Below are 19655 nucleotides of genomic sequence, written 5' to 3'. Positions count from 1 at the left end.
TCGTAGTCCGCCGCGGGAGTTTTGAAGTTGCGTTATTTCACTAAGCCGGGGAAAGACGCAGCCTCCAAACTCGCGCTGCGAGCTGCGAAGAGCAGCTGGCTCGTCGTCTGGCTTGCTTTGCTAGATTGTCGCTCGACTCTCGTTATGCTTCCAATGCATTACTGGGATGCTTACAATGCGTATTGGTTATTGGTGGAAACGGGCGAGAGAAACGATGGAAATCAGTCAGTTACGCTATTTTTTGAAAGTGGCCGAGTGGAAGAACTTCACTCGGGCCGCTGAAGATCTGCTGGTCTCGCAGCCGGCGCTGAGTCGCTCGATTGGCAAATTGGAAGAAGAGTTGGGGCAACCGGTCTTTGAGCGGCAAACCCGATCGGTCGTATTGACCGAAGCGGGCCGGCTGTTGCAGTCGCGGGCCGAGCAGATCTTGTCGCTGATCGAAGATACGAAGTCCGAGATTACCGACGACGGGCGAACCGGCCGCATTCGGATCGGCGCCATCCCGACGATCGCCCCTTATTTTCTGCCGGGGCTGTTACAAGCGTTCGCGGCGACTTCGCCCGATTCGACCCTAACCGTCCAGGAAGAAGTGACCGAAAAATTGTTGCAGCGGGTCGCGCAGGGAGAAATTGATGTGGCGCTGTTGGCGCTGCCGATTTCGATGCAGCATATTGAGGTCGAAACGCTGTTTGACGAAGAATTGCTGTTGGCGATGCCAGCTGGGCACCCGCTGGCGACCAAAAAGCGGATTACGATCGCCGATGTGCGACCTTATCCCTTTATCTTGCTGGATGAGGCGCATTGTTTGTCGGATAACATCGTCTCGTTCTGCCGGCAGAAGTCGTTTCACCCGGTTTCGGTCGAGAAAACGAGTCAATTGGCCACGGTGCAAGAGCTGGTCGCGTTAGGGCACGGCGTTTCGATGGTGCCGGAGATGGCTCGCCGTCTGGATCATGACGAGCGAAGGATTTATAGTTCGCTTAGCGCCCCAAAACCGCAGCGAACCATCGCAATGGCCTGGAATCCTTACCGGTTTCAAAGTCGTTTGGTAGAACGGTTTAAGGAAGTCACGCGAAAATATCGCTTGACGAACGCCGCGTGAACCTAATTCGGGGGGCGGCGTCCCTCCACTTCCGCCGCAAGAGACTCTTGGAGGTTTCTCGTGGTGGGATAAGATAATGACAGAACTACTTTTCAATTCCTTCCAACGGTATCCCGAGGCCGCGTGACTCAACGAGAACGGAAACAAAGCGTCGCCGAAGAAAAATCGGTATTGGTCAAAGTCATCCTCCCCGAGACGATCGTCGGCGACGATCCCTTTGATGAGCTCGCGGGGCTGGCGACAACCGCCGGCACCGATGTCGTCGGAAAAATGACGCAGCGGCGCGATAAGCCCGAGACGGCGACTTATCTAGGCTCCGGCAAAGTCGAAGAGTTAAAGCTGTGCGCCGAAGCGTCGGAAGCCAACGTCATCATCTTTGATAACGAGCTTTCGCCGGCCCAGACTCGTAACCTGGAGCAGGGGACCGGGCTGAAGGTGATCGATCGGACCGAGCTGATTCTCGACATCTTCGCGACGCATGCGCAAACCTATGAGTCGCGTCTCGCGGTTGAACTCGCCCAGTTGCAATACGCGCTTCCCCGGCTCAAACGGATGTGGAGCCACTTGGACCGCATCAAGATGGGCGTCGGCATGCGTGGGCCGGGTGAAAAGCAATTGGAAGTCGATCGCCGGTTGGTCGAAAAGCGAATTCGCGATCTCAAAGACGACCTGGCGAAAGTCCAAGGTCGGCGCGAACGGGAAGTCGCTTCGCGGCGCAATGTCATGACCATCTCGATTGTCGGTTACACCAACGCCGGCAAAAGCACGTTGATGAACTATCTGACCGAAGCGCAGGTTCTGGCCGAGGACAAGTTGTTCGCGACGCTGGATACGCGGACGCGGCGCTGGCAACTTCCTCACTGGGGGCCAGTGTTACTGAGCGATACGGTAGGATTCATTCGCAATTTGCCTCACCGCTTGATCGCCAGTTTTAAAGCGACGCTCGAAGAAGCGCGTCAGGCCGACTTGCTGTTGCATGTCGCTGACGCCAGCAATGCCGACGTCGTCAATCAGATCAGCGCCGTTTACGAAGTGCTGGAAGAAATTGGGATTGAAGAAAAGGATGCGCTGTTGGTCTTAAACAAGATCGACGCCGTCACCGATCAGCATACGCTGGAAGTGCTGCTGCAGCGCTATCCCGACGCACTGCTGGTCAGCGCCAAGACCGGCGAAGGTCGCGAGAAATTCGCGCTGGCGGTCAGCGACGCGTTGAGCCGCAGTTTTCGCGATGTGGATGTCGAAACCGGCATCGACAACGGCCGCTTGATGGCCTACCTGGCGTCGCACGGAGAAGTCGTCTCGAAAACCTATAGCGAGACGCGGATGCGGATCCATTGTCGCTTGCCGGCCCATTTTCTCGGCCGTATCGATGATCCCGATACGGTGATTCGTGATCATGTGCCGACCGAAACGACGGCCGAGGATCAAGATCCGATCGAAGAAGTCGCCTAACGATGGCGCGTCGACAACTGCGTGATCAACGAGCGATCGTCACCGGCGCTTCCAGCGGAATTGGCCGAGAACTGACGCGGCAGTTGCTCGCCGCCGGCGCCAAAGTGGTCGCCACCGCGCGGCGCGAAGATCGTCTGCAAGAGTTGGCCGCCGAAGTCGCGGCGCCGCAGCAATTGGTGATTGTCCCCGGCGACATCTGCGACGGGGCGCTGCGAACCGCGTTGGTCAGCGCCGCCGATGAGCATTTTGGGGGACTCGATCTGCTGATTAATAACGCCGGTATCGGGGCGCTCGGTCCCTTTGCCGACGGATCTCCCGAGCGGCTGCGACAGGTGATGGAGGTCAACTTCTTTGCGCCAGTTGAGTTAATCCGCGCGGCTCTCCCTGCTTTGCGCCGCGGCAGATCGCCGGCGATCTGCAACATTTCTTCGATCTTGGCCCACCGCGCCGTGCCGGCGAAAAGCGAATATTGTGCTAGCAAATTTGCGATCCACGGTTTCAGTGATGCGCTCCGCTCTGAACTTGCTAGCGAGGGGATTGATGTCATTCTGGTCAGTCCCAGCACGACCGAGAGTGAGTTTTCGAGCGCGGTGATCGAAAAGTCGGGTCGTCAGCCAGCCAAGGGGAAGGGGGCGATGACCTCTGCTGACGTCGCCAAGTCGGCGATTAAGGCGGTTCAATCCGGCAAGCACGAAGTGATCTTGAGCCTCGGCGGGAAGGGGCTCGTCTGGTTGGATCGCTTGGCGCCGACCTGGGCCGATTGGCTGGTCACGCGGTTTGGATTTGACGGCTCAGCAGGCCGACAATCCAAAAAATCATGAGCGTAATGATTTCCAATTGAGCCGAGATCGTTTATCATAGGGGAGGTGCTTTTGCACTTATCCCTACCTTACGCGCATTCTTTTTGCCCACCTAATTGGAGCGCCCAATGACTTTGAAGTCTCGTCGTCAATTCTTGGAACAATCGATGTTCGCATCGGCCGCCGCAGTTGCGGCCAGCGCTGCATCTCCGCTGATGGCCGATGAGCCGAAGCAAAGCAGCAGCCCGAACGAAAAACTGCGGGTCGCAACGATCGGCGTGAATGGTCGCGGCATGTCGCACGTGGGCGGAATGCTCAACCGCAAAGATACGGAATACGTCTACATCTGCGACGCCGACTCGGACGTGGCCGCTCGCCGCGCCCAGCAAGTCGCTGACAAGCAAGGGAAGAAACCGCAAATCGCGACCGACCTGCGCAAGGTGTTGGAAGACGACAGCGTCGACATCATCACCATCGCGACGCCGAATCACTGGCATGCATTGGCCGCGATCTGGGCGCTGCAAGCCGGCAAAGACGTCTATGTCGAAAAACCGGTCAGCCACAATGTGAGCGAAGGTCGCCGCATCGTCGAAGCCGCCCGTAAATACAACAAGATCTGTCAGGCCGGTACGCAAAGCCGTTCGAACCCCGGCATGATCGACACGATCAATTTTGTGCAAAACGGCGGCATCGGCGAAGTCAAAGTTGCTCGCGGCCTTTGCTACAAGCCGCGGGCCTCGATCGGACCGGTTGGCGACTACAAGGTTCCGGCGTCGGTCGACTACGATTTGTGGTCGGGGCCGGCTCAATTGGGTCCGGTGACGCGCAAGCAGTTCCATTACGATTGGCACTGGCAATGGCCGTACGGTAACGGCGACCTTGGCAACCAAGGCATCCATCAAATGGATATCGCACGCTGGGGTTTGGGCGTTGACGAACTAAGCTCGCAGGTGATCAGCTACGGCGGTCGTTACGGCTACGAAGACGCAGGCACGACGCCCAACACGCAAGTCATCATTCACAACTACGGCGACAGTTCGCTGGTGTTTGAAGTTCGTGGATTGGTCTACGACAAATCGACGCCTGAGAGCAGCCGCAAGTATAAGGGCTCGAGCGTCGGCGTGATCTTCGAAGGAACCGACGGCTATGTCGTTATTTCCTCGTACAACGGCGGCGTCGCCTTCGACAAGGATGGCAAGAAGTTCAAAGAGTTTAGCGGCGGCGGCGACCAGCACCACTACGACAACTTTATCGAAGGCGTTCGTTCACGCGACGTTTCGAGCTTGAACGGCGACATTCTGGAAGGTCACCTTTCCAGCGCCCTTTGCCATACCGGTAATATTTCTTACCAGTTGGGCGAAAGCGTCTCGGCCGGCGAATGCCTGGAACGTTTGGAGGAGTTTGATACGACCGAAAACGTCAAAGCGACGTTGGGCCGTTTCACCGACCATCTGAAAGACAACAAGGTCGATCTGGCGAAGGACAAAGTCAAACTTGGTCCGAACCTGAAGATGGATCCGAAGAGCGAAACCTTTATCGGGAACGAAGCGGCCGACAACCAGTTGTCGCGCGAATATCGCAAACCGTACGAAGTTCCGGCTGCGGGCAAGGTCTAAAACCACCCCACCGATTCGACAAAATCGAAAACGCCGGCACTGGCTTGCCGGCGTTTTTCGTTTTCGTGGGCTGTTCCTCGGTGTGAGATACGCGAAAAGTTCGCACTCAATTCACTCAGCATTCGAATTCAGGACGTAATTTAGAGAAAAGAGAAAACCCTATCATGCCTATTGGATCAGGAAGTCTTCCAATGAACGCGATTTCGACGGAACTTGAAATCATGGCCGGCGAAGATCGTCGCGCATCGTCTGACGCCATTTTGACCACCGCTGCTCGGCAGTTGCTGGACGCGAGCGGACGCGCCGAACTGTCGCGCCTGTACTGCGCCGCTTGCGACGGCGAAGTCGTCCTCTGCGGCACCGTTCCGACCGACACGCTAAAACTATCGGCGGTTCGCTTGGTGTCACGCCTCACTTCAGTCCGACGCGTCTCGGACTTCATCGAAGTCGCCCATTAGTAGTCAGTCGCTGCTCAATTATCGGGTGCCGCAAAACTAGCCGCCTGCCGCGATCTCCGTCCACTTCGCTATAATGGCCGGATGAATGAATTCCCTCCGGCCAACGTGGATATCCTCTACGAACAGGGCCCCTGCTTTTGTATCGCCAAACCGGCTGGACTACTGACCCAGGCCCCCCCGCATATTGATAGCCTGGAGTCGCGCTTCAAAGCGTTTATCCGCCAACGCGATTTTAAGACCGGCAAAGTTTATCTCGGCGTTCCCCATCGGTTGGATCGACCTGTCTCCGGCGTGCTGACGTTTGCTCGCAATGTGCGTGCGGCGCGCCGGATCTCGCAGCAGTTTGAAACGCGTCTGGTGCGCAAACTTTACTGGGCGTTCGTCGCCGGCCAGCCGCCGGATGACCAGGGAGTTTGGGAAGATCCGATTCGCAAAATCCCGGACGTCGCGATGGCCGAGATCGTGTCGCCATCGGATCCGGGCGCACGCTGGGCCAAGCTGAAGTACGAAGTGCTCCAGCGAACCGAGCAGGGCGCCTGGCTTGAGATTGAACTCGACACCGGTCGCTACCATCAGATCCGCGTGCAGTGCGCGTCGCGCGGATTTCCGATCTTGGGCGACGTCTCGTACGGGGGCGAGATTCCTTTTGGACCGCAAAGTGAGGACGAGCGGGCCCGGCATATCGCGCTGCACGCGCGTTATCTGCGTTTAAAACATCCCATGGTCGACGAGATCGTCGCCGTCACGGCGCCGCTGCCAGAGAGTTGGAATGCGATCGCCGGTTGGAATCCCGAGTGGGAAGACCAGCGCGTGATTGTTGATGTTGCACCTTAGGAAAACGGGGCCGTCATCGATCTTCGTCGCTCGTTGGCGTTTTTTGAAGTTGGCGATTTTTCGCGCCAAGCGAATACTAGCCAGAGGCGCAAGCCGATGGAATGCGGTTGGCCACTTCAAGCCGAATTGGGATCGCCGACCGTATCCCATCGGCTCGCGCCTCTGGCTAGTGTGACGATTTACGGTTGATTCTGACCCTGTTTTACGCCCTTCAGTCGTGTTTGATCGTTCGCCAATTGCCAACTATCGCAACTTCAAAACGGGACGCTGTGGGCTACGAAGAGAAATCGACGCTCGCGATTTCCAATAACAACATTTCAGAACGCGTGATACAGGACCTAATCATGACCGCCGCGCCCGTTTGCTATCGAGCGAAGTGGCTCGTTCCTGTCGATCAACCGCCGCTCGAAGGGGGGCTGCTGACGGTCGCCGCCGGAAGAATTGTCGCGGTCGGCGAAAATCTCTCGGGACAGCCGCCGATCGATTTGGGCGATGCAGCGCTGGCGCCGGGGCTTGTGAACGCGCATACGCATCTCGAATTCAGCGACATCGCGCAGCCGTTGGGGGAAGCCGGCATGTCGTTTCCCGCTTGGATCCAACAAGTGGTCGGGCGGCGGCTTGCTGCCGGCGAGCTGTTGGAAGCGCAAAAAAACGCGGCAATTTCTGCTGGTATCAAAGAGTCGCAAACGCAGGGGATCGCGGCGCTGGGCGAGATCACGACGGTTCCCTATTCCCCGGACATGTACGCCGCCGCGGACGGCGTCGTTTCCTGCTTAGAGCTGATTGGACTTGCGCCGGAGCGCGGCGCCGAGTTGATCGCGGCCGCGCAGGTCCATCTGCAGCAAGCTGACGCCAACGGCAAACGGGCCGGACTGAGTCCGCATGCTCCATACTCGGTTCATCGGGATGTGGTCTCGGCGGCGGCGCAATTGTCGGCCGCGTCGAAAACTCCGCTGGCGATGCATCTGGCCGAATCGCGGGAAGAGCTAGAACTGCTCGATCGCCAGACCGGGCCGTTTCGCGAGCTGCTAGAGAAATTTGGGGTCTGGCGCGACGACGTCTTTGCTGCGGGAACGCGGCCGCTCGACTATCTGCGTCGCTTGTCCGAAGCGCAACATGCGCTGGTGATCCACGGCAACTATCTCGATGATGAAGAGTTGCGATACGTCGCCGAGCGTCCAACGTCGCTGACCTTGGTCTATTGCCCGCGGACGCATCAGTACTTTGGGCATGATCGTCACCCATTGGCGAAGCTTTACCAATGGGGCGCGGCGCTGGCGATCGGAACCGACTCGCGCGCCTCCAATCCCGACCTGGCGCTTTGGCGCGATGTGCGCCTTGCGGCAGCGACTTTTCCAGAAATCCCGCCTAGCGATTTTCTGCGGATGGTGACGATAACGCCGGCGATTGCGCTGGGGATTGAGTCAACCTACGGTTCGCTAACCGTGGGGAAAGCGGCCCCGTTAGTGACGTTCGCGGTTCCGGCAAACGTAACGCAAAGCGCGCTGCCGGAAGCGATGTTGGCCGTCGAGCCGCAGCCTGTCTGAAGAAAGGGGCCGCAGCAAAATTGGGACCTGCCCCCCTTTTCTGCCCCCATTTGCCGCCGTTTCAGTCGCGTTTACTGAATCGTCACTTTTCCGCTGCCATCGACTACTTCACCGATGTCGAACGCTTCAAAGCCGCAGTCGGCGACGAGGCTCTTCACGCTGTTGGCGTAGTACGAACTGACGATCAAGGTCAGGCCGATTCCCATGTTGAAGACGCGGGCCATTTCGGCCTCTTCGATTTCACCCAGCTTTTGCAGCCAGGGGAAGACCGCCGGGCGACTCCACGATTGCCCATCGATCTGCACGTCGACGTTCTTGGGGAGGATGCGCTCGATATTCTCGGCTAAACCGCCGCCGGTAATATGCGCGACGCCGTGGACGACGTTTTTCACCTTGTAGTGGTTCAGCACTTTGCGAACCGGTGCGACGTAGATCTTGGTCGGTCGCAGCAGCGCTTGGCCGACCGTTTCTCCCAGTTCGTCGATCGTCTGGTCGACGGTCAGTTGGGCGAGTTCAAAGACCACTTTGCGGACCAGACTAAACCCATTGGAGTGGATTCCGCTGGAGCTGAGGCCAATCACCTTGTCGCCGGCCGCAATCGCCGAGCCGTCGATCAAATGCGCACGTTCGGCGACGCCGACGCAAAAGCCGGCCATGTCATAATCCCCCACCTTATAGATGTCGGGCATGATCGCGGTTTCGCCGCCGACCAAGGCGCAATCCCCCTGCAGGCAGCCGTCGGTAATCCCCTCGACCAGATCTTCCAGCAGATCGGGGTCGTCCTTGCCCATCGCGATGTAGTCGAGAAAAAAGAGGGGTTCGGCGCCGCAGCAGATGGCGTCATTCACGCACATCGCGACCAGATCGATCCCAACCGTCTTGTGAATCCCGGTTTTTTCCGCGATTTTTAATTTTGTACCAACGCCGTCGGTGCACGAAATAAGGACGGGATTTTCGTACTTGCGGGCAAATAAAGAATTGTCAAAGTCGAGCTTAAACAGCCCGGCGAATCCCCCGTCAAGTTTCATCACCCGCGGGCTGTGGGTTCGGCGGACGAGTCGCGGAAGTCGCGACATCGACTCGGCGTAGATATCGAGATCGACGCCGGCGTCTTTGTAAGTTGCTTTGGCCATTGACTTTATTCGTGCAAGCTGCGGGAGAAAGAGGCCATTTTCCCGCTGCTGGTCCAGATTGTCAACGAGCCGAGTCAGTTAATGCAGAATCGGGCTGGCCCACGTTTTTTGAGCTAATTTCCGCGAAATAGAAGTTCTCGCCGAGTCGATTGTTTTCGCTGTCGCAATCGTTGCTATGATCCGTGTGGAAGGGATTGCGCGGGATGTGCGTATCCTTTGCCGCCATGGCGACATCATTGATTGTCATAGCCGGCAAGGTTTTCGCAGTGCTTCACCGTTGACCCTAAGCTATTGTTTCGCCAGATGATGCAACAAGCGACTAGATTCCAAAAAACAAAATAGCGAGGGGTGATTTCAACGACACGACTCCAAGTCGGGTGTTAGCTTTTAATCGCTGATGCGAGGAAGCCCGTCTGACGAAGGAGCAATGTCGTCACCTATGCTTATGGTTTATCCCCACCCAGAGTTACAGTTTACTCATATCCTGCCGTACGGCGCCGTGCTGCACGAGCGAGGCGTACAGTTTGTCGTGTTCAGTCGCAATGCGACGGCGATGCGCCTGCTGATGTACAAATCGGTGGATGATACCGAGCCGTCGGAAATTATCGATTTCGATCGAGACACCGACCGTTGGGGCGATATCTGGAGCATCTTTGTTCCAGGCGTCAGCGCCGGCCAGCTCTATCACTTCCAAGCCGAAGGTCCGTACGATCCCAGTCGCGGAATGCTGTTTGACGGCCGAGCGCGCTTGATCGATCCGTACGCCAAAGCTTTGGCCGGAACGTTTCAGCCGGCTTTCGACGGTATCGTGCGACCGCCCAAATGCGTGGTGGTCGACGACCAGTTTAACTGGGAAGGAGATCGCCATCTCCGCCGTGATCTGTCGGAATCGATCATCTACGAGATGCACGTCAAAGGCTTTACGGCCAGCGAGACGTCAGGGGTCAAAAATCCCGGGACGTACGCCGGCGTGGTCGAGAAGATTCCATACCTGAAATCGCTCGGCGTGACCGCGGTCGAACTGATGCCGGTTCATGAATTTCCGATCATGGACATGATGACCGGTGAAAAGCCGACCCGCAACAACTACTGGGGCTACGACTCGATGGCGTTCTTTGCGCCGCATCGAGGTTACGCCGCCAGCAAAGAGCCCGGCGGTCAGGTTCGCGAATTCAAAGAGATGGTCAAGGCGCTGCATCAAGCAGGGATCGAGGTGATTCTCGACGTCGTCTACAACCATACCTGCGAAGGGAACGAGATGGGACCGATTCTCGGCTTCAAGGGGCTCGAGAACCAGGTCTACTACATGATGGCCAACGGCGGCAGCCATTACAAAAACTATTCTGGCTGCGGCAACACGGTCAACGGTAACCATCCGATCGTCCGCGAGATGATCTTCCATAGTTTGCGGCACTGGGTCCACAACTATCACATTGATGGTTTCCGCTTCGATCTCGCGTCGATTTTGAGTCGTGATCGCAACGGCAATTTGGTGCCCAATCCGCCGCTGGTCGAAGCAATTGCTGAAGACCCGTTGTTGGCCGACACCAAGATCATCGCCGAAGCGTGGGACGCCGCCGGCGCCTACCAGGTCGGTTCGTTCGCCAACATGCGTTGGGCCGAATGGAACGGCCGCTATCGGGACGACCTCCGCTCGTTCTGGCGCGGCGATCCCGGCAAACTTGGCGCGTTGGCGACTCGCTTGGCTGGATCCAGCGACCTGTATCAACCAGGCGGACGTCAGCCGTACCACAGCATTAACTTCATCACGTCGCACGACGGCTTTCCGATGAACGACATGGTGTCGTACAACGACAAGCACAACGACGCCAACGGCGAAAACAACCGCGACGGCGACAACCACAACATCAGCTACAACTATGGTGTGGAAGGCCCGACGCGTCGTCGCAGCATCGAGAAAACTCGTCAGCGACAAATCAAGAACATGATGACCACCCTGCTATTGTCGCAAGGGGTGCCGATGATCTTGATGGGAGACGAATGTCGTCGAACGCAGGGGGGCAACAACAACGCCTACTGCCAAGACAACGAAATCTCCTACATGAACTGGAAGCTGGTCGAGAAGAACGCCGACCTGCGACGGTTTGTCAAAGCGTTGGTTGCGTTCCGACGCGATCAGCCGACGGTGCGGCAGAAGCACTTCCTGAGCGGCAAGCCGACCGGTCGTCGCGGACTGTTTGACGTCAACTGGTACAGCGCTCTAGGAACGGCGGTCACCTGGGATGCGGCCGAAGGGACGCTCACTTGCGTCTTGGCGGCTCCAGAGCCGTTCAATGATCCGCATGGCGTCGGCCGTGACGTGTTGTTGATCATGAACTCCAGCGCGGCACCGGCGCAGTTTATTCTGCCGCCGGTCGCCAAAGCGACCAGCTGGCGAATGTTTGTCGACACCGCCGCCGAACCGCCGGCCGACGTTTATCCCGACTTGAACGGACCGCGCCCGCCGGCTTCCGGCAAGTTCGTCATGCCGGAACGCTCGATGCGAGTTTACGTCGCCGCGCGTTAAAACCGATATTTCGAGAATGATCGACATTTGATGGCCCGCACCGCAAGGTGCGGGCTATTCTTTTGGAGTACGCCCTTTAGCGTGGGCGCATCGCTCCAGAATTTCCCCCTAAAATATCGTGGTACGTTGGAAAATTGTCCTCGTTTGCCAGGCGATCTTCGTCGCAATATTTGGACTCGCGGCGCCGGTTGTCATGTACGCGATCGGCCCCGACGGCGCGGCTTACGTTCAACAAGCGGACTACTTCGCCCAGGGTGATTTCTGGGAAGCGGCCTCGGGATATTGGAGCCCTCTCTTGCCGGCTCTTTCGGCGCCGATGATCGCCAGCGGAATCGAGTCGGTCGTCGCGTTTCGGATCGCCCAAGGCATCCTCGGCGTCGGCTATGTCGCCGCCGCGATCTGGGCGACGACGCAAATCTTTGCATTGAATGCGCGCGGACAATGGATCGTCGGCTTGATCGCCGCGATCACCGGCGCCGTTTGGAGCGGAGCGCTGACCACGCCGGATGTGGCGCTCGCCTGTTTCCTGTTGGTCTATTTTCCCCTGACCGCTTCGGATCGCCTGTTGACCGATTGGCGCTGCGCGGCGCTTGCCGGCGTCCTGGGCGCAATCGCCTTTTTCGCCAAAGCTTATGCTTTTCCTTTCTTCCTGGCCCACTTCACCATTTGCGTCGCGGTGCGGTATTTGGCGGATCGCCGAGAAACTCGTTTCGGCAAAGCGTGTGCTGGCTGGGCGATTGGGATTGTCGCGTTTACGATTGTCGCCGGGCCTTGGGTCGGTGCGCTCTCGAGCAAGTATGGGCGATTTACCTTTTCCAATTCGGGCGCCTTCAATCACTACCAAGTTGGAATTGAAGACTTCGATTGGAAAGTCGTCTATAAAATCCAAAAACCAGAGCCGGGACGCTACAGCGTTTGGGAGACGCCGGAGCGACTTGATTTTGAAGACTGGTCGCCGATCGCGTCCCAAGAGAACCTGCTGCGTCAATTGCAGCATACCCGCGAAAATGGCAAGAAGATTCTCAGCGGCTTTTGGAAGCTCGATCCGCTCGGCCTGTTTCCGGCGATGATCCTGATCGCGGGCTTCACGGTCTGTTTGTACGGCGACAAGCGGAGCAAGTTCGCCGCGGTCTGGATGATTGCGACGTGCGGCATCTATGCCGGCGGCTTTTTGCCGGTCGCGTTCGAACCCCGTTACATGGCGCCGGTGCTGCTGCCGCTGTGCGTGGCGCAGCTGTGGGCCTTTATTGAATGGCTGCTGAACGTCGACGCCGAGACCGTATCACTAAGCGCGACGCGCCGCTGGGCGCCTTATGCGTTGGCCGCCTATTTGGTGGTCGGATGTTGCGCTCGGCCTGGCTTTTTCCTGTTGCGCGACGTCTTCAACGAACGTGGTTCGGGACGCGCGATCAAGAAGTATTCGGAGCTGCTGGCGAGCAAAGGAGTCGATGGTCCAATCGCGATGATCGGCGATCGTTGGCAAGACGGCCTGCTGATTTCGTATTACGCGAAACAGCCATTTCTCGGAAAATCATTCGCCAGCGATTGGAGCACCGCCGACGCCGAATTTGACGAATATGGCGTGCAAACGTTGATCGTCGATTCGCGCGATCCGCTGGCCGAACAAATCAACAGCCACAGCGAGTGGCGACTGATCGCCACGTCGCCGCTACTGGATTATGAGTTGCGAACCTACCGCAAAGGGGCCGAAAAGTTAGCCGCCGACTAGCGGCTACTTCTTCAGTTCTTCGGGACGCAAGATCTTGATCGCCAATTCATCTAACTGCTTGCGATCGACATTGCCGGGCGCATCGGTCATCAGGTCGGCGGCGCGCTGCGTCTTCGGGAAGGCGATACAGTCGCGGATGTTATCCAAGCCGCCAAACAGCATCACCCAGCGATCGATCCCCAACGCGATGCCGCCGTGCGGCGGAGCGCCATATTGCAGCGCGTCGAGCAAAAAGCCGAAACGTTCTTTGGCGTCTTCCGGCGTCATCCCCAACAGGCCAAAGACCTGTTGCTGCACTTTGTTGTCGTGGATCCGCATCGTACCGCCGCCTGCTTCGCTGCCGTTGATCACCAGGTCGTAGGCGACCGCGCGGCATTTGCCGGGATCGCTTTCCAGGTGCTCTAGGTCTTGCGGGCGCGGCGCGGTGAAGGGGTGATGCATCGCGACCCAGCGATCGGTCTCTTCGTCATGATCGAACATTGGGAACTCGACGATCCACGAGAAGTGCATCTGCTTGGGATCGTACAACTTCAGCTCGGCCGCCAACCGTTTTCGCAGTGCGTACAGCGCCTTGCAGGTTACGCTGAACTTGTCAGCGACAATCAAGATCAAGTCGCCGGGCTCAGCTTCGAAGCGGTCTTTGAACTTGGCCAACAGTTCTTCGGTAAAGTTTTTGGCGATCGGCGAGGCCAATTTGCCGTCCGCTTCGCACTTGAACCAAGCGAGTCCCTTGGCGCCAAAGTCGTTGGAGACGAACTCGGTCAATTCGTCGATCAAGCGGCGCGAGTACTTGTCGGCGGCGCCTTTGGCGTTGATGCCGCGGACGCGGTTGCCTGCTTCGGCGACTGCTTTGAAGACGCGGAACTCGGCCTCTGCGGCCAGGTCGGTCGCGTCGACCAGTTCCATGCCAAACCGCAAGTCGGGCGCGTCGTGACCAAAACGCTCCATCGCTTCGTCATAGGTCATTTGCGGCAGCGGCAATTGAACGTCGAGTCCTTTGAGCTCTTTGGCGGTTCGCTGGACCAAGCCGTCGATGATGCCGATCACGTCATCTTTGTCGACAAACGCCATCTCGACGTCCAACTGGGTGAACTCTGGCTGACGGTCGGCACGCAGGTCTTCGTCGCGGAAACAGCGCGCGACCTGCACGTAGCGATCGTAGCCGGCCATCATCAAGATCTGCTTGTACAGCTGCGGCGACTGCGGCAGTGCGTAGAAATGACCATGATGCACGCGACTTGGCACCAGATAATCGCGGGCGCCTTCCGGCGTGCTGCGTCCCAGAATCGGCGTTTCGACATCGATAAATTGTTGCTCTTCAAAATAGTCGCGCATCATCTTGATGATGCGACTGCGGAGCATCAGCGTTTCTTGCATCGCCGGACGACGCAGGTCGAGATAGCGGTGCTTTAGACGGAGATCTTCGCCCGGCATATCTTGCTGCGTCGGCAAAAACGGCGGCGTCTTGCACTTGTTGAGGATTTCTAGCTCGACGCAGCGGATTTCGATTTCCCCGGTGATCAGCTTCGGGTTGACCGTCCCTGCGGGGCGAGCGCTGACCTGACCGCGAACTTTGATCACGTCTTCGTTACGCAGGCCGCGAGCCGCTTCTTGGACGGCGGCGCCGCTTTCGGGGCTAAAGACGACTTGCGTCTTGCCATAGCGGTCGCGCAGGTCGATAAAAAGGCCGCCGCCATGGTCGCGATAGCTGTCGACCCAGCCGCACAAAGTAACTTCAAGGCCGATTTGAGCGGCACGAAGCTCGCCGCAAGTATGCGTTCGTAACACAGGGGATTCCCGAATTTGGGCTGCCGGTAGGGGGGAAATCACGTATTCTAGACGGACGCGGCCAATGCGCAAAGGTTCCCCCGCGCCAGCGATGGCCCGAGTCGCCGCGTCCCAACCGTTAAGTTTCGCGGAAACTGCCGTTTGCGCATGTTAGGCGGACCCTGTTCGTCGTCTTCTCAGCCGACCTGAAGCGCGGTATACCGGGCCAATGACCGATATTTTGCACATCCCCGAAGTCGCCGGGCTCAACGTCAAACGCCAGGTCGTCCGCATTCCCCCCGAGATGGACGTCCCGCTATCGCCGCGGGTTCGGCAATTAATTGACTCGCCCGAGTTCCGCCGTTTGCAGCAAATCAGCCAATTGGGGCTGGTCTCGCTGGTTTACCCGGCGGCCAACCATACCCGGTTCGAGCATTCGCTGGGCGTTTACCGAACGGCGCTCCTCTATTTGCAGCAGCTTGCACATGATGAGCGTTTCGCCGAAATCATCACGCCGGCCGACGCCGAGCTGCTGATCGTCGCGGCCCTGCTGCATGACCTGGGGCATTGGCCCTTTTGTCATCCGATCGAAGATTTGCGGCTGGCCAACGTGCCGCAGCACGAGATGTTCGCCAACAGCTTTTTGCTGGAAGGGGAGATCGCCGATTGCCTGCGGGATGATTGGGGGATCAATCCGCGCGACGTGGTGGCGCTGCTATCGGAGAAGCCCCGCAACAAAAAAATGCAGGTGCTGCAAAGTTTGCTGTCAGGGCCGATCGATGTCGACAAGATGGACTATCTGCGCCGCGATAGTTTGCACGCCGGCGTTCCGTACGGCTTGAACTTTGACCAACAGCGCCTGATCGGCAGTCTCTGTTTGAATCAAGCCGGCACAGGACTCGCGCTGACCAACAAAGGGCGCACCGCCGCCGAGATGATGGTTTTCGCACGCTACGTGATGTTCAGCGAAGTCTATTGGCATCACGCCGTTCGATCAGGCACCGCGATGTTCCAACGCGCCTTCTACATGCTGCACGATCAGCTCGATCTCGATTCCCTCTTCCGCCAGGTCGAGCAACCGATGATCGCATCGATGCGGGGCGCCGCCGGCAACGGCCCTGCACGGGATCTGCTGTTCGGTTTGTTTGGCCCGGTCCGCCGCGTTTACAAACGTCTGCTCGAATACAGCTTTGTCGAAAACCCCGATTTCTACGACCTGATCGCGCGACGGCCTTACGCATGGCTCGAACGCTTGTCGGCCGAATTCGCCAACCGGCTCAGCACCACGATGACCCGCCGCATCGCGCCGCACGAAATCTTGATCGACGCGCCGCCGATCAAATTAGAAGTGCAGTTCAACATCGAGATCTTCTCGCCCAAAGAAGACAAATACCGCCTGCTAGGCCAGGTCTCGCCGATGGTAGAAACCTTGGCCAAACGCCAGTTCGACGACTACGTGAAAAAGGTCCGCGTCTTCGCGCACCCCGCGATCATTGATGACCTGCGCAAGATCGATAACATCGAAGCGCTACTGTCCGACGCGATCGAAGCGATCGACTAAGGGAGAGCTTAAACACTAGCCCGTTGCGCCAGCGAGGGAATGCGGCCGCAAGCAAAGCGGAGAGGGAACCGTGGGCGGTTCGGCGCCAAACTCTGAGTTTAACTAGCCCAGGGCGCGTTCGCTCGTCCTGGGTATGTGTCTCACCGGAGATGCTGACGTTTGTTGGGGCGGATCCTTTCTTCTTTCACCGGATTCCGCCGTGGTCAAAGGTCGAGCGAAGGCTCACGATCGGCCCGAAAATTTACATGTACTTCAAGAGAATTGCTTGGCAGCCGAAAGCAGTGTTTCCGTTCACTTGGGCTCAGCTCTAACAAAGCCACGTTGCCACGTAGATGCGAAATTCGACGCATATTGCCTAGTGCAACTACTTGTTTTGAAAAAGTATCAATGACATGGACTTATTCTTTAGCGATTAGCCATTCGGCGATAGGTCAATCGGTATCGCTGGTGGTACATCACCCGATCCCTCGTCGTACATATAGCGGATGTGCCAAGTCTCTATCGGGACTGGATAGACATTCTTAATACCAACACGGATCACTGGGCGGGGGATCTCGGGCCCAGCGATTGTAGCGGCATTTTCTGAAAGGACTTTTGCCTCAGCAGCGCCAGTCTCGTTCGGCAACTTTTCGGCGAAGAAATAGAGTGAAATGATTCCTATTGAGTTTCGTCCCGTGGAGACGAATTCTGCTCCGACCGATTCCTGGGCATCGCCTAGAACGAAGACATTGCCGGTCGTTTGACTGCCATCATCTCGCACGTTGAGAAATGCAAGAATCTCCTGTTCGCTGTGGTCTACCAACCCAGGCTTCGAAGGAGTCAGTTTGGCATCTTTGAAGCGATTATTTTCAAACCCATCTTCTCTGACAAACCATTTTTTGGGCGGTGTCAGGATGCGACGTCCGACGAAGGCCTGATGCCGAATGTCTTTGGTGAATTCTAGGCCTCCTGCCGAGTTGGTAATTCGACGATTTATCGTTGATACGCCATCGACATAGCTCGAGAGCAGATACACGCGATCTTCGGCATTTGGGGTTGGCGGATCTGGGCAACGCATGACGCCTACCGTCACCGTTCCGTCTCCATTTGGCGTTCGCTCTCCGGGAAGAATAAAGTGCGGTTTTCCACCGCGGTTTTTTACTCGCAGTTTATATCGTTGTCCAGCGAAACGGTCGCGATCTAAAACAACAAGAAAAGTATTGAACAGAGGGCTTCCGGCGTCGGTGACTAGCTTTAGTGGAACCTGCTCAAAAGTGCTTGAACCATTTGGTTGCGCGAAGAATTCGACGATGAAGTTGGAATTGACGTCAGCTCTTCCGTTACCGTTGTTATCACTATCGCCTATCTGCGGGCCAGGGCCTCCTCCTGGAGTCGTTGGCAGAAGATCACTCGTAGTCATAGAAAAAGTAAAGGTCTCGGCTGCTGTTGCTGTGAAAGCGGTTACCGACACACTTACGGTCCTGCCGATGTCTTGTGGTTTTAGTGTTTTTCCATCAATCTCAAAGTGCCCGACGATTGCCACATCGATTTGGCTGAAATTCGCCAATGCTGCACGAGCTGCGGTTAGATCGAGATCATTCAAGCCGCTTGGACTGACCGGGGCGCTGAATACCGCTTCGAGTTGAGAGTATGTAAAAACGTCGAAATCTGATGCTAATGGATCTGTCGCTGGATTGTTAATCAGTTGTTCTATCAAGTGTTCGATTGTCTGAGCTTGAAGTTTCAGCGGGAAATCGCCCATTGACGGTGTGATGATTCTATTAATGTCGCCAAATGCCAGGATGCCAATTTGGTTCTTCCCGACCGCAGGGCGAACGGAGTCTAAGAAGCTAACCAACTCAACAGCTATGTGTTTTCCGGCCTCGTCGAGATTGGAAGACGGTGATTGTGCTGCAGTCGATCCTGCGGAAATGCAAACTGAAAGTGTAACGCAAATGATCCAAGATCGCGAAATCATAGCATTCTCCTTCGGTATGAAAAGATAGAAGAAAGGATTTACCAAGAATAGAGGAACGCGTTTTTGTTTGTCAACAGAAATGACAGAAAAGGTGCAATTGAATAACAGCAATTGTTGAGGTGGCAATGGCGAGTCTTCTTGATTTATGAGCCGCTGACCTTCAGCAACTGTCTGGTCTTTGCGTGAAAACTAGCGGTGTCGCCGAACGTAGGCGTCTACTAATTTGGATAGACCTCAACTAGTTCCGCGTAGTCTCGCGCCCGTGCTCTGTCTACGGGCTTGCGTGGCCATGGATGCGGTCGAATTCAATGATAGAGAGGAAGTCCATTCCACCACTATCAATCGGCCTTCAACGTCTGCCGTTGCCTGGAGTGTCCATCATCGTCGCACTTCTCGAGAACTTCAGGCGATGCAAGAAGTAGCTGGATGACGGCCTTGTTGTGGTCGTCTCCGTCGCGATGGATTCAGTCCTCGGTCTCACCAAAGTCATCGTCCCATCCCAAATCCCAAACGTCCACGTACGCGGCGCAATGTCGGCACTCTTGCGTCGTCCCGTCGAGTGAATTCGGAAACGATGTAGTTTTTCCACAGTCTTCACAGATGACTTTGATGTCCGCCAAGCCATTCACAGGCGCGTTGCGTGATTTTCTTTTCGCTTCGAAGTCTCGGATTAGGTCAGCGGCCTCTTTCTGGGTTGCTTCGTCAATCCAGATGTTCGGCTTGTGAAATTGCCCGATCGTTCCGAGTGCCCACAGACTGACGCCCGACTGGACTTCGACCGCATGCGCGGGCACGCCGTTGGTGTGAAGCATTGCGACGATCAAAAGGGCTTCGAAGTTGGTCGCTGCGGAGTAGACGATCACGGGCTTTTTGAAGTCCATTGGAGTTCCAGTCTTGTCAGCACGTTGACCGTCACGGGGCAAGGACGGAGATATTTCTAGCATCGCAGATTGGGTAGAGCGAAACCGCAATCGATTCCACCATCTTCCATCGACACGTTTGGTTCAACGCAACCGGCCGAACCCGATTGCCGGTTCGGCATGGTTGTTGGGTTAATCAATCGGCCCTGTCGATCCATTTTGCCCGCCGGAAATCTTGCGTGCTGCACCCACCCTGCGATAGTTGCGGAATGCGGGCGAAGTCTTAGGCGCGAAGCGGCAGTTCTAAACTAG

At 56.9% G+C, this 19655-nt stretch carries 14 protein-coding genes; 10 read left to right on the top strand and 4 right to left on the bottom strand.

Translation table 11 applies throughout. The annotated features are described in order from the left end of the window. Positions 1-214 precede the first annotated feature (214 nt). The 7 genes from DSM3645_RS20830 to DSM3645_RS20800 all read left to right on the top strand — a co-directional run bounded on the left by DSM3645_RS20830 (position 215) and on the right by DSM3645_RS20800 (position 7809). Positions 215-1102 carry a LysR family transcriptional regulator gene (locus DSM3645_RS20830; protein ID WP_002654543.1) on the top strand — a complete coding sequence of 296 codons (888 nt, stop codon included), beginning with the start codon at positions 215-217 and terminating at the stop codon, positions 1100-1102. Between the two features lie 123 nt (positions 1103-1225). After that, on the top strand, positions 1226-2554 hold the full coding sequence (gene hflX / locus DSM3645_RS20825) for a GTPase HflX (RefSeq protein WP_002654542.1): 1329 nt from the start codon (positions 1226-1228) through the stop codon (positions 2552-2554). A 2-nt stretch (positions 2555-2556) separates the two neighbouring features. Further along, positions 2557-3375, top strand: coding sequence for an SDR family NAD(P)-dependent oxidoreductase (locus DSM3645_RS20820; RefSeq protein ID WP_002654541.1), 819 nt, complete (start codon positions 2557-2559; stop codon positions 3373-3375). Between the two features lie 107 nt (positions 3376-3482). After that, a complete protein-coding gene (locus DSM3645_RS20815) occupies positions 3483-4970 on the top strand; it encodes a Gfo/Idh/MocA family protein (protein ID WP_002654540.1) in 1488 nt (495 codons plus the stop codon). A gap of 191 nt (positions 4971-5161) precedes the next feature. Next, positions 5162-5428, top strand: coding sequence for a BON domain-containing protein (locus tag DSM3645_RS20810; RefSeq protein ID WP_002654538.1), 267 nt, complete (start codon positions 5162-5164; stop codon positions 5426-5428). 81 nt (positions 5429-5509) lie between these two features. Further along, a complete protein-coding gene (locus tag DSM3645_RS20805; protein WP_002654537.1) occupies positions 5510-6262 on the top strand; it encodes an RluA family pseudouridine synthase in 753 nt (250 codons plus the stop codon). 344 nt (positions 6263-6606) lie between these two features. After that, entirely contained in the window at positions 6607-7809 is a 1203-nt protein-coding gene (locus tag DSM3645_RS20800) for an amidohydrolase family protein (RefSeq protein ID WP_131282760.1), read from the top strand. A 71-nt stretch (positions 7810-7880) separates the two neighbouring features. Here DSM3645_RS20800 and purM read toward each other — a convergent pair whose 3' ends face one another. Beyond that, the gene (purM, locus tag DSM3645_RS20795; RefSeq protein WP_002654535.1) at positions 7881-8942 is read right to left on the bottom strand and encodes a phosphoribosylformylglycinamidine cyclo-ligase; all 1062 of its coding nucleotides are present in this window, start codon (positions 8940-8942) and stop codon (positions 7881-7883) included. Between the two features lie 439 nt (positions 8943-9381). Between purM and glgX the strand changes: the two genes are divergently transcribed. Both glgX and DSM3645_RS20780 read left to right on the top strand, forming a co-directional pair. Then, positions 9382-11469, top strand: a complete 2088-nt coding sequence (gene glgX, locus DSM3645_RS20785; protein ID WP_002654533.1) for a glycogen debranching protein GlgX — start codon at positions 9382-9384, stop codon at positions 11467-11469. A 118-nt stretch (positions 11470-11587) separates the two neighbouring features. Then, positions 11588-13198, top strand: a complete 1611-nt coding sequence (locus tag DSM3645_RS20780) for an ArnT family glycosyltransferase (RefSeq protein ID WP_002654532.1) — start codon at positions 11588-11590, stop codon at positions 13196-13198. 3 nt (positions 13199-13201) lie between these two features. Here DSM3645_RS20780 and aspS read toward each other — a convergent pair whose 3' ends face one another. Continuing rightward, positions 13202-14986, bottom strand: coding sequence for an aspartate--tRNA ligase (gene aspS, locus DSM3645_RS20775; protein ID WP_002654531.1), 1785 nt, complete (start codon positions 14984-14986; stop codon positions 13202-13204). Positions 14987-15194: 208 nt separating this feature from the next. Between aspS and DSM3645_RS20770 the strand changes: the two genes are divergently transcribed. Then, the gene (locus DSM3645_RS20770) at positions 15195-16526 is read left to right on the top strand and encodes an HD domain-containing protein (RefSeq protein ID WP_002654530.1); all 1332 of its coding nucleotides are present in this window, start codon (positions 15195-15197) and stop codon (positions 16524-16526) included. A gap of 412 nt (positions 16527-16938) precedes the next feature. On the opposite strand, the gene DSM3645_RS20765 is transcribed toward DSM3645_RS20770, so the two are convergent. Together DSM3645_RS20765 and DSM3645_RS20760 are read right to left on the bottom strand one after the other, a co-directional pair. Next, a complete protein-coding gene (locus DSM3645_RS20765) occupies positions 16939-18483 on the bottom strand; it encodes a hypothetical protein (RefSeq protein ID WP_040352895.1) in 1545 nt (514 codons plus the stop codon). A gap of 464 nt (positions 18484-18947) precedes the next feature. After that, on the bottom strand, positions 18948-19364 hold the full coding sequence (locus DSM3645_RS20760) for a hypothetical protein (RefSeq protein ID WP_002654527.1): 417 nt from the start codon (positions 19362-19364) through the stop codon (positions 18948-18950). Between the last annotated feature and the right edge of the window lie 291 nt (positions 19365-19655).

Source organism: Blastopirellula marina DSM 3645 (assembly GCF_000153105.1).
Taxonomy (GTDB): Bacteria; Planctomycetota; Planctomycetia; order Pirellulales; family Pirellulaceae; genus Blastopirellula; species Blastopirellula marina.
The sequence above is the reverse complement of the archived record's forward strand: the minus strand, read 5'-3'. Positions and strand labels throughout refer to the sequence as shown.